Annotated in this window: 10 protein-coding genes and 2 pseudogenes; 10 read left to right on the top strand and 2 right to left on the bottom strand. The window is 70.2% G+C overall.

The window, feature by feature from the left end:
- The 8 genes from ACH4E7_RS25810 (at window position 1) to ACH4E7_RS25845 (ending at window position 8,801) form a co-directional block, all read left to right on the top strand.
- Window positions 1-2,136 carry a tetratricopeptide repeat protein gene (locus ACH4E7_RS25810; protein WP_396251414.1) on the top strand — a complete coding sequence of 712 codons (2,136 nt, stop codon included), beginning with the start codon at window positions 1-3 and terminating at the stop codon, window positions 2,134-2,136.
- A gap of 23 nt (window positions 2,137-2,159) precedes the next feature.
- Window positions 2,160-2,684: a flavin reductase family protein gene (locus ACH4E7_RS25815; RefSeq protein ID WP_396251415.1), complete on the top strand. Its 525-nt coding sequence runs from the start codon at window positions 2,160-2,162 to the stop codon at window positions 2,682-2,684.
- Window positions 2,685-2,725: 41 nt separating this feature from the next.
- A complete protein-coding gene (locus ACH4E7_RS25820; protein WP_396251416.1) occupies window positions 2,726-2,875 on the top strand; it encodes a hypothetical protein in 150 nt (49 codons plus the stop codon).
- A gap of 863 nt (window positions 2,876-3,738) precedes the next feature.
- Complete coding sequence (locus ACH4E7_RS25825) at window positions 3,739-4,317, top strand: bacilysin biosynthesis protein BacA (RefSeq protein WP_387623301.1); 579 nt, start codon at window positions 3,739-3,741, stop codon at window positions 4,315-4,317.
- Window positions 4,314-5,603 (top strand): DUF6421 family protein, encoded by a 1,290-nt coding sequence (locus tag ACH4E7_RS25830; protein ID WP_396251417.1) that lies wholly within the window; start codon window positions 4,314-4,316, stop codon window positions 5,601-5,603. Before ACH4E7_RS25825 ends, ACH4E7_RS25830 begins: the two co-directional genes overlap by 4 nt.
- Window positions 5,597-6,619 (top strand): DMT family transporter, encoded by a 1,023-nt coding sequence (locus ACH4E7_RS25835; protein WP_396251418.1) that lies wholly within the window; start codon window positions 5,597-5,599, stop codon window positions 6,617-6,619. The genes ACH4E7_RS25830 and ACH4E7_RS25835 overlap by 7 nt, the downstream gene beginning before the upstream one ends.
- 17 nt (window positions 6,620-6,636) lie before the next feature.
- Window positions 6,637-7,920: an ATP-grasp domain-containing protein gene (locus ACH4E7_RS25840; protein ID WP_396251419.1), complete on the top strand. Its 1,284-nt coding sequence runs from the start codon at window positions 6,637-6,639 to the stop codon at window positions 7,918-7,920.
- Window positions 7,917-8,801, top strand: coding sequence for a branched-chain amino acid aminotransferase (locus tag ACH4E7_RS25845; RefSeq protein WP_396251420.1), 885 nt, complete (start codon window positions 7,917-7,919; stop codon window positions 8,799-8,801). The genes ACH4E7_RS25840 and ACH4E7_RS25845 overlap by 4 nt, the downstream gene beginning before the upstream one ends.
- 160 nt (window positions 8,802-8,961) lie before the next feature.
- On the opposite strand, the pseudogene ACH4E7_RS25850 reads toward ACH4E7_RS25845, so the two are convergent.
- A pseudogene (locus ACH4E7_RS25850) lies at window positions 8,962-9,150 on the bottom strand (transposase); the annotation flags it as partial.
- Window positions 9,151-9,240: 90 nt separating this feature from the next.
- Here ACH4E7_RS25850 and ACH4E7_RS25855 point away from each other — a divergent pair.
- Window positions 9,241-9,789, top strand: coding sequence for a hypothetical protein (locus tag ACH4E7_RS25855; protein ID WP_396251421.1), 549 nt, complete (start codon window positions 9,241-9,243; stop codon window positions 9,787-9,789).
- 211 nt (window positions 9,790-10,000) lie between these two features.
- Here the strand turns inward: ACH4E7_RS25855 and ACH4E7_RS25860 are convergent, their stop codons facing one another.
- The gene (locus tag ACH4E7_RS25860; RefSeq protein ID WP_396251422.1) at window positions 10,001-11,029 is read right to left on the bottom strand and encodes a tetratricopeptide repeat protein; all 1,029 of its coding nucleotides are present in this window, start codon (window positions 11,027-11,029) and stop codon (window positions 10,001-10,003) included.
- A gap of 185 nt (window positions 11,030-11,214) precedes the next feature.
- On the opposite strand from ACH4E7_RS25860, the pseudogene ACH4E7_RS25865 reads away from it, so the two are divergent.
- Window positions 11,215-11,333 (top strand): annotated as a pseudogene (locus ACH4E7_RS25865) (IS607 family transposase); the annotation flags it as partial.

Below are 11,333 nucleotides of genomic sequence, written 5' to 3' on the forward strand. Positions count from 1 at the left end.
GTGACCTCCCACACCTGGCGCCTCCAGCCCGAAGGCACCGCGCACGACGACCGGTACGACGCCCGAGCCGACTGCCACAGGCGGCTGTGCGGACCGTACACCGGCCTGGGCACACTGCTGCGCTCACTGGTGCCGGATGCACACCGGGCCCGCCCGGAGCTCGTGGCGCACCACGCCGTCGAAATCCTGTCCGCTGCTCCGGAACTCAAGGACCTGATCGGTGCCGGACCGCAGACCCTCACCTCGCTGGCCGTGCCCAACGAGCGCACCCGCCTCTACCCGGCGAAGCGCACCCGCCGTCTCGCCCACGGCATCGTCGAGTTCCTGCACGGCCACGCTCGCGAGCTCGGCCACGCGCTGGCCCTGCGCTTCGACCGGGTCGACGAGGCCGATCACACCGACCAGGAGTTCCTCGCCATCCTGCTGCGCCGGGCCCGGCCGGACCTGGTGACGGTCACCGTGCACACCGGCGGCGCCGAGCTGATCCCCGAACTCACCACGGCCCTCGCCGCCCACGCCACCCACACTGGCGCCCAACAGCCCAACGAGCACGAGAATCTGACGGATCATCACAAGCTCGCCCAGGCCTACGTCGAGTCCGACGGCACCTCCCACGACCCCGCCGAACAAGCCGCCTACCGCCGCGTCGACGCCGCCGAGCGGGCCCGACTGCACGACCAGCGGGCGGCCGAGCTGCGCCGCAGCGGAGACTGGAGCCTGCGTCTCGGAGCGATCCCCTATCACCTGGAGCACGGCAGCGACCGGGAAGCGGCCGCCGATGCGTTCCTCGAAGCCGCCGATTACCTGGTCTCGATGGGCTTCTACCACTCGCTGCTCGACCTGGCCATACGTGGCACGGCCCTGGTGGACCCCGCCGAGGAGCCCCGGAAGTACTGGGTGCTGGGCACCAAGGTCACCACCGCACTGGCGGTCCTCGGCCGGCCGGAGGAGGCCGAACGGCGCTACATCGAGCTGCGCGCCATGTTCCACCAGCCGATGCTGCACATCTTCTCCGGCTACGCCCTCGCCATGCTCTACACGCGCTACTACCCGCCCGAGCACAAGGACCACCAGTTGGCCAAGGCCCACCTGAACAACGTGCTCGCGCTCGCTTCACTGCTGCCGGACCACGACCAGCGCGTCTTCCAGTCGGTCTTCAACCGCAACGGCCTGGCCCTGGTGGAGCTCCACCTCGGCAACCTGACCGAGGCACTGCGCCTGGTCAGCACCGGTCTGGCCGATATCGATCGCGAACTCCCCGCCGAGAAACACCGGTTGCACCGCTCCGTGCTGGTGCACAACCGGGGCCGGGTGTACACGGCGCTCGGCCGGCTGGAGGAGGCGCTGGCTGACATCAGCACCGTCATCGAGCTGGATCCCAACTATCCGGACTACTACTTCGACCGGGCCGACGTGCGGCGCCGGATGGGCGACCTGCCCGGCGCGTTGGCCGACTACAGTGAGTCGATCACCTTCACCGCGCCGTTCTGGGAGATGCACTACAACCGGGCCGACCTGCGCCTGGAACTGGGCGACCTGGCAGGCGCGATCGCGGACCTGAGGTACGTACTCGAGCTGGAACCCGACGAGTTGGACGCCCGGATCAACCTCACCAGCCTGCTGCGGGAGCAGGGCGATGCGGCGGGCTCGCTGGCCCAGATCGAGGAGGGGCTGCGCCACCATCCGGGCAACGCCCGCCTGTTGTGCGCCCGGGGGCTGCTGGCGCTGGACGCGGGCGCCGACCAGGCGGCGCTGCGCGACTTCGACCTGGCGCTGACCGCCGAGCCGGACCTGGTGAGCGCGCTGGCCAACCGCGCGGCCCTGGTACTGGAGACGGGCGACCACCACACCGCAGTCGCGGATCTCACCCGGGCACTGGCGATCGAGGCCGACAATCCGGACCTGCTCTACAATCGTGGCTACGTCCACCAGCAGGCCGGTGACTGGGAGTCGGCCCGCCGCGACTACACCGCCGCACTGCTGCTGCCCGGTGCCGACCGAGCCGACCTGCTGCGACAGCGCGCCGAATGCCACCTCGCACTGGGGGATCTGACGGCCAATCAGGCCGACCTGGCGGCGGCCGAGTCGGCTGCGAGCTTGCCGAATGCGGTCGCGGATTCGGTGAGGGTGTCGTGACGGCCCGGCCGGATCCTGGCACCGTGACCGGTCCGGTGACGCCCCGGCCGGAGACCCCGACCGTCACCGGACCGGCCCTGCGGAGCGTCATGCGCCGCTGGGCCACGGGGGTCGCCCTGGTCACCGCCACGGCCCAGGGCCGGCCGACCGGTTGCACGGCCAGCTCCTTCACCTCGGTCTCGCTCAGCCCGCCGCTCGTGCTGGTGTCGCTGTACCGGAGCAGCCGCACCCTGGCCGCGATCACCAGCCAGGGTGCCTTCGGCATCAACCTGCTCGGCCGCCATCACCAGGACCTGGCCGACCGGTTCGCCACCGCACCGGCCGAACGGCGGTTCGCCGGGATCGGCCACCGGCTGGTCCAGGACGTCCCGGTGATCGACGAGGCGATGGCGACCCTGGTGTGCCGGGTCGAGCGCACCGTCGCCGCCGCCGACCACCTGCTCCTGCTGGGGCAGCCCATCTGGTGCGACCAACACGGCGCCGCCGACCCCCTGGTGCACTTCGGGAGCCACTACCAGTGTCTGGCCGTAGGATCAGCACTTGCATGATCCGGTTGCTCGCCCGAGGGGGACGAAAGGTAGGGCTGCAGGTGATCATCGGCGCCGACCTGGCGGGTACGGCCTCGGCGCCGCTGCTCGCCGAGCGGAGTGTGCAGGTGCGCATGGTGACCCACCCGGGCGCCGGCGGCCGCTCACCGGGGCTGCTGTCGACCCTTGGGCTGGGCTCGCGTCCCTCGTAACTCCCGAGTCACCACCATCAACCGACCGAGGACGGGGCGAGGCAGATCCGGCAGCCGGCGGGCTGAACCGACCACGCACCCGTCACCGCCGTGTTCGATCTCGGCTAACCGGCTGACAGCCAGCGATAGTTCAGAAGCACTGAGAGGCAGCCAGCGGCCCATAAAACCCGGCCGTGCCAGAATTCCCTCACATCTGCAGGCCGACGCGACACCGACCTCAAGCTCCAGCGGACTTCCCCGCTGGAGCGTTTTACAAAGCGAGTCGATCGCCGGCTCCGATGGCATTGTCAATACATCTGATGTACAGTCAGAAACTTGGCGGACACCTGCATCAAGGCCCGCGTCGAACGTCCGGCCTCCCACCCGGAGCGGTGGAGCGACCACGCACCCGTCACCGCCGAGTTCGATTTCGAGACCAACTAGCCATCACACACATGCAGTTGACGAACACGCAGGAGTAGGCCGTGGGCCGGCCGCTTTACCTCAGCCCAGGGCCCGCTCGGCATCGACCCACGTGGCTCGCGCTCGCGCCTGATCGGCTCCACGGGTCAACGGGTCAATGACGAAGCGACCTGCTTTGTAGAACTTCGGCACCGTCACCAGGCTTACGGCGGGCGGCTGTCCGTGTACCCCAAGCGGTGGGTTCACCACGCTCCATGGACTTTGCCTACGACCTGAAGGTCCACACCGGCAAGTGGAATAGCACCAGGACCGTGGCGGTAGAGTCGAGCGCCGGAAGCCCATCATCCGAGATCACGTCTGCACTCACTTGATCACTTCCATCGGGCATGTTCTCCTGTCCAAGACCTCCAGGAACCACCTGGCACGGTCGCCGTGATCTTTCATTGGGGGAGGGAGAGCCGATGAGGCATGCGAAAATCGGGGCGGATGGCGTCCGGCACCTGCACACGCTTGGCCCGCGCGGCACCAATCTGGAAGCCGCGTCCCACGAATGGCTGCGCCGGCGGGGAGTCCGGGGAACGGTGGAGCTGCACTCCTCCATCGAGTCCGCGCTCGACGCCGTTCCGGACGACGGACAGCATGCGCTGGTCGCCTGCGCGGTCTATCCGGAGCTGCACACCTTAGTGTTCGGGAACCTGCACCGCCTGCACATGGTCGACAGTTTCATCATGCCGACGCACAACATGGTGCTCGCCACCAATGGAGTCGACGTGCCCGCCGCGGTCGCCTCGCACCCGGCGCCCACGGGTCTTGTGCCCGTCGGCACGGAGATCCAGGAGGTCCTGAGCAACTCCCGGGCGGCCATCGAGTGTGCCGAAGGTCGCGTCGAGGGCTGCATCACCACCATCGTCGCGGCCGAGAACCACGGACTGCGCGTGGTACGGGACTTCGGCGCTGTGCCCATGGTGTTCACCGTCCATCAGGTTCTGGCGGTCGGCGCCGAGGACGAGCAGCTGCTCCCGGTGGGAGCGGCCCTGTGACCATCGCGACCGCTCCGGTCCACGCAGACCTGCTCTCCGATGCCGACGAACTGGCCGGGTCTCTGATCCCGAAGGTCGACCGCTTCCGGGAGCGTCAGGCAGACGACGGCACTGTTCCCGGAGCGACCGAAGCGGACCGGGCGCTGCTCGGCCGTATCCGCGGCGAGGCGTGTGCCTGGTACGCGCGGCGTGGACGGGACGGCCAGGCGGCCGCGCTGGCCGCCGATGTCGACGGCTGGCTCGCGGCCGGCCTCGACACACGGCCGCACTTCGCACGCTCGCGAGACGCCCTGCGCGTACCTGAGGACGGCTCGGCCGTCTTCTTCCTCGCACCGCTGCAGAGCACGAACAGCGCGCCGCCCGTCGGCAAGCGACTGGACTGCTTCTTCGCGCTGCGCAAGGAGCCTGCCGCGCTGCCGGAGTTGGCCGTGTCGTACCCGCATCCCAAGAACAACTGCCAGTCGCTCGTTCTGATCACCGGCAGCGCGGGTTTCAGGCAGGGCAACTGCCTGGTGTTCTTCCCCGAGAACGTGGCCGCTCACGACAAGATCACCGTGCAGCCGTACGCGATGTTCTTCTACAACAAGATGCGGAAGATCCACGAGACCTACGCGCTCCGCGGTGCGGAGGCCGTCCTGACTCCGGAGTCCCTGCCCCGTGCGTCCACGGACCTGGACGCCGGCGTGTGCTTCGAGGCCCGCGCCATCTGGGGCTATCTGCACGACTCGATGCACTACCAGGGGCTCTGGCCGTTCGACCAGCACATCTCGCTCAAGATGAACTGGTTCGTCGGCCTACTGGAGGAGATCAAGGTCGACGCCAAGACCGTTCTGGCCTGTGCGGACAGCGGTGTCGTCCCGTTCGCGGCGGAACAGGTCGACATGATCCTGCTGGAGCGGGTCTTCCGCTACCCGCAGGCGGACGACGCCACCCGCAACTTCGACTCGGGCACCGGGGTCCTCCTCTACTCCTGGCTGCGCGAGCACGGTGCGCTGGCCGGCTCCCCCGCCGACGGCGGACTGCTGCGCTTCGACCGGGACAAGGCCCTCGACGCGCTACGGGAGTTCGTCGCCACGGTCGAGAAGCTGGAGGCCGAGGTCACAACCGACGACGAGTACCGCTCGGCGGCCAAGGAACTGGTCCGCAGGTACCTTCCGGCTCCCGAGCCCGCCGCCGGTACGACACGGCAGCGGTACGCCTTCACCGAGGACCAGCGGGTCCTGTTGCGCGCCAAGCAGGGGCTGGACCGGATGCCCGCGTTGGAGTTCGAGCGGGCGGAATGGTGAGGGACGCACCCCCGCGCCCCCGCCGGGGCGGGCACCTCGTGGTGCCCGCCCTCTCGGCACTGATGATCGCCCTGCTGGCCGCCGGCTGGCTGCTCGCCGGGCGTCTGGTCGACGGCGTTCCCCCACTGGCGGTGGCGGCCGGGCGGACCGCGGCCAGTTTCGTGGTCATCACCGTCATCGCCCTGCTGTACCCGCGGTCGCGGTCCGACGTCCGGGCCGCGACCTCACGCGGCGGAAGTGTCGCGCTGCTGGCGTTCCTCGGCTTCTTCGCGTACTACTCCGGAACGCTGCTCGGGACCGGCTTCATCGGTGCCTCCCGGGTCGGCCTGATCGTCTCCCTACTGCCCTGCGTCACCTTCGTGATCGGGGTCGCCGCCTTCCGCGAGCCCTCCACGCCGCGCAAGGTCCTGGGCACGGTGCTGGCCGTGGTCGCGGCCTGCGGGTACGCCCTGGCCGACGGCTCCGCGGTCGGCGGCGCGGGCTCCGGGGCCGGTGGGGGCGCCCTGGTGGGCGGAGGGCTGCTGGCACTCGGAGGCACCTTCACGTACGCGGTGTACGGCTACGTCTACCGGCGACGCATGGCGGACCTGACCCCGGTCGCGGCCCTGCCCGCCGTCACCGGGGCGGGCACGGTCATGCTGGGGCTGACGGTCGTCCTGTTCGTCCCGCTCGGCGGCGTCTCCCTGGCCGACTGGGGCGGCATCGCGATCCTCGGCGCGGTCCTCACCGCCCCGGTCTTCCTCATCTCGCACGAACTCATCCTGCGCAAGGGGCCGTTGTTCACCTCCGCGCTCGCACTCGTGGTGCCGTTCCTGGTGCGCCTGGGAGAGTGGGCCCTGGGCCGGGAGGCCGCGCCCCGACCGCTCGTGCTCCTGTTGCTCCTGCTGTGCGGGATCGGTGTGTGGCTCACCATCGGCGGTGCCCGCCCGGCCGGGCGCACCGCGGACGAGACGGCTTCGGACGAGCGGCAGACCGGGAAAGTACCCGAAGTCCACACCCAGCAAGGAAGATCGTGACGGCAAAGGACCTCGTGATGACAGCGGACAGCCCCAAGCCCACCCTCGTACTGGTCTACCAGCGCACCTCGCTCCCCTGGGTCTTCGAGAGCGCCGAACGGGCCGGGATCGATCTCGTGCTGGTGCCCCGGCCCGACGAAGCGGTGTCCGAGGACCGGTTGCCGCCCGCCGTGGTGGACGTCCTGCGGCTGGACGTCGAAGCCGACCGGGCCGGCGCGCTGGACGCCCTGCGGCGGCGGTACGAGGAGAACGCCTTCCAGGGCGTCGTCACCCTCTACGACCCCGCCGTGCCGTTCGTCGCCGAGGCCGCCGAGCTGCTCGGACTTCCCGGTATCGGCCGCGACGTGGCGCTCGGCGCGCAGGACAAGCGCGTCATGAGGGAGCGTCTGGCCGCGGCGGGCCTCAACGTGCCGGGTTTCGTCCGGCTGGACGCCCCGGCCGACTGGGAGAAGGCGGCGAGCCTGGCCTTCCCCGTCGTGGTCAAGCCGGCCCACGGTTTCTCCAGCCTCGGCGTCACCAAGGCGGAGTCCCCGCAGGACCTGCAGAGCGTCGTGGACGAGGTGTGGCAGACCGCTGCGAACAAGCTCGGCCGCACGGACGGCCTGGTGGTCGAGGAGTACCTGGACGGCCCCGAGTTCGCCGTCGAGTCCCTCGCCCACGGCGGTGACGTGCGGGTCCTGGCCGTCGGCTACAAGGGCGACCCCCAGGGGCCGCACTTCGAGGAGGGCGTCTACCGCGCACCGGCGGCGCTGCCCGAGGCCGTGCAGGAGGACATCCGGCGCGAGGTGGTCGCCGCGCACCGGGCCCTCGGCATCACGGACGGGCCCACCCACACGGAACTGCGCCTGCGCGGCGGCGTGACGCCGTACCTGCTGGAGATGGGGGCCCGGATCGGGGGCTCCGGGGTGTCCCACTACATCGCCTCCGGGGTGACCGGTATCGACTTCGCCGCGCAGGCACTACGGATCGCCGCCGGCACCGCCACCGAATCCCTGGGCTCCGGCCCGCTGCCGACGCCCGTGGCGGCCGCGGCCAACTACATCGTCCCCTGCGGCGGTTCCGGACGGATCACCGCAATCCACGGCCTGGCCGAACTGCGCGACGACCCCAGGGTCGATCACGTCGTGCAGATGCTCTTCCCCGGAGACGTCGTGCGGCCCTATCCGGACTTCACCGGCTATCCGGCGTTCGTGCTGTCCCGGCACGCGAACACCGCCGAGGCCGAGGAGTTCCACCGGTTCCTGGAACAGTCCATCCGCATCGACTACGCAGACGACACCGACCACAAGGGGCAGGCGTGACCACCGTTCCGTTCGACGACCGTGACGGCGTGATCTGGCTGGACGGGGCGTTCGTGCCGTGGCGCGACGCTCACCTGCACGTCCTCTCCCACGGCCTGCACTACGGCGGCGGCATCTTCGAGGGCATCCGCGTGTACGACGGCCGGCCGTTCAAGGCCGCCGAACACTTCCAGCGGCTCCACACCTCGGCAGGGGAACTGAACTTCCGCATCCCTTTCAGTCCCGCGGAACTGGACGCCGCCATGCGGGAGACCGTCCGGCAGCAGGGAATCGTCGACGGGTACGTCAGGCCCGTGGCCTGGCGGGGCAGCGAGCAGATCAGCGTGTCCGGGGCGGGGACGTCCGTCCACGTCGCGATCGCCGCGTGGGAGTGGCCGCACGTGTTCTCCGGCGACGCGCACAGCCGTGGCATCCGGCTGCACACGTCCCGGTGGCGGCGTCCTTCCCCCGACACCGCGCCGGTACGGGCGAAAGCCGCGTCGCTGTACAACATCTGCACCCTCGCCCGCGACGAGGCGGAGGCGGCCGGCTGCGACGACGCCCTCCTCCTGGACTTCCGCGGGTACCTGGCGGAGGCCACCGGCGCCAACCTCTTCCTGGTGATCGACGGAGCCCTGCACACGCCGACCGCGGACACCTTCCTCAACGGCATCACCCGGCAGACGGTCCTGGCCCTCGCCCGGGAGCTGGGGATCCCCGTCCACGAGAGGCACATCCAGCCCGAGGAACTGCAACGCGCCGACGAGGTCTTTCTCACCGGCACGGCCTACGAAGTGCAGCCGGTGCGTGCCGTGGACGGTCATTCCTTCGAGATCGGGAGCGTCACCACGACGCTGTCCAAGGCGTACACCGATCTGACCCGTTCCATGGTCGCGCACTAGCCTCGATCTTCCGTGACGGTCCGTCGGTTCTGTCGGCGGGCCGTTTCGGCTTTCTGGCTGGTGGCGGGCATGGCTGCGGCCCGGCTGCCGCGTCGGGTGGGCGCCGGGTTTCACTGCTCCGGTCGGGGGATGACTCGTCGGGACAGGACGTGGTTGCCGGTCAGTCGGGGTTTGGCAGGGCTTGGAGGCGCTCGAACGCGCCTGTGATCACGTCGGTCCAGGGCCAGTGGCGGGCGAGGCGGAGGTAGCTTCGGCGGCCGGTGGTGACGAGCTGGGCGGCTGCGGAGAACAGCCGTAGTCGCAAGCGCTTGGGCTCCCACCGACGTGCGGGCCCGGTCAGGGCGGGCATCGTCTTCACCACGAACCGGATCTTGGACAACGACCCGTTCTACGTCACGATCGTCCCGTAGCCACACCCGCCAAGGCCGGAGGACAACCAGTGCCGATCCTGTACGAGTTCCGCACCGAAGCCAGGCCCGACAACGGCCGCATCGAGGTGTACGACTCCGACGCCTACCTCACGGACTCCGAAGCCGTCCGGCAGAGCCGGGACACAGTGGTAGCGGGCACCAGCACGCAGATCCACCTCCACAGCCTCCAAGGCATCGCCCCCGCCGAGATCCTGGTACGGGTGTGGGACGGCCCTGCGCCGGCCGACAGCACCTGGGCGGCCGAGGGCGAACGCCCGACGGTGCTGGACAGTCCCACGGGCGAGGTGGTCATCCGCGCATTCGCCCCGGACATCGCCGGGCACTTCCAGCTGCCCCGCCCGGGCGTCTACGAAGGTCGCGTGTCCTGGAAGGGACGGCACGAGGCCGCCGCGCAGGAGGCGAACCTCCACGCCAAACTCAGCGCGGCACAACTGCAGTGGCAGGCCGACACCGACGCAATCTGGGCGGCCCACCGGGAAGTTCTGGAGACCTACCGAATCGACCTCTGGTGGACCGCAGAGTCCGAGGACGACGAGGACGACGAGGACGACGAATAGGCACTGTCGTGTGTGGTGCCGCCCGCTGACGGCACCACACACACGGTCGCGGAGCTTCCCCGGGAAACCCCTTTCCTCCCTCTCTTTCCGCCTGTCCTATCAACACGCTGCGGTCGCCACGATCCTGACGATGCACCAGACTTGGTAGTCGACCGCTCAAAGGCGGTCCGCACAGTGACTTCGGAGACAGACCCCCGGTGCGGCCGCCGCGTCACCTGCGGGCGCTGCGGATCCGGGCGAGACCGGCCTCGGCCGCGGCCTTCACCTGAGGGTCCTTGTGCTTCAGGGCGATCTTCAGGTGGCGCTCGCCGCTCACGAGGTCCCCGGCGTCGATGGACAGCAGGCCGAGGTGACAGTGGCCCCGGGCCACGGCCGGCTCGTAGTGGGAGTTCGAGGCGAAGGTGAAGACCTCGATGGCGTCGGCGCTCTCGCCCGCCTCCATGAGCAGGACGCCCAGGCTCAGGGCGCCCTTCCCCGAGAACTCCGGGTCGCCGGATCGGGCCGCGGCGGCGAACTGCGCCCGGGCTCCCGCCACGTCCCCGCGGGCCTGGAGCATGTCGCCGAGGTGGAAGGCGGCCTGCGCGGCGGCCTGCGGCACCGCGGCGCGGGTCGCCTCCCGGTAGAGGAACTCCGCGAGGTCCCGGTCGCCGACGCGGTCGGCCATCAGCGCTTGGGTGAGCTGGGCCGGGCCGACGACCTCGGGGAAGCCGGTGGCGATGGCGGTGCCGAGGGCGTCGAAGGCGTCCTGGTCCCAGTCCTGGCTCTCGCGCGCCAGCATCCCGCCCATGGAGAGCGCGGCGCGGGCGAAGGTCCGCGGCCGCCCGCAGTCGGCGACCAGCGCGTACTGGCGGCTCGCGTCCCGGTGGTTCCCGCGCCCTTCCAAACAGAGCCCCCGGACGTAGGCCACCTCGGCCGCCACGTCCGGGTCGGCGACCTTCGCGGCCTTCCCGGCCGCCGACCAGGCCCGGCGGAACCGGCCGCGGCTCAGGTGCACCACGGCGGTCACCAGGTGCCCCGCCGCCTGGGTCTTCGCTCCGGAGGAGGCCAGCGCGGTGGCGGCGACGGCCTCGGCGGCGGCGATCTCGCCGCGGTTGGCGTAGCCGAGACCGAGTTCGAAGGCCAGGTCGAAGTCGAACCACGGGATGTTGGGCTTCAGTCCCAGCGGGACGGCGTGCGGCGCGGCCAGCATGCCTGCGAGGTCCTCAGCGAACTGCTCGTCCGAGGTGGCGCGGTCCTCCATGGGCTCCCCTCCCGAAGCGCGACGACACCGCCGGAGGCCCGAGGGCACGGGATCGGTTGATGAACTCACCCGCTCGGCGAGGTCGTAGCGTAACCCGCCCGGCGGCGAGCGGGGTGGTGAACTGTTGACGTCTGACTGTGCGTAAGTGTGCGTGAGCGTAATCCAGTTGCATTATGATCGCGTTCATGAATCTGACGGAGTGGGCGCGAGCGCAGGGGATCAGTCCCCATACCGCTTACCGCTGGTTCCGTCAGGGCACTCTGCCGGTTCCGGCTGAGCGGGTGGGGCCGCGCACGATCCTGGT

The organism is Kitasatospora sp. NPDC018058 (assembly GCF_044327205.1).
In the GTDB taxonomy this organism is placed as follows: Bacteria; Actinomycetota; Actinomycetes; order Streptomycetales; family Streptomycetaceae; genus Kitasatospora.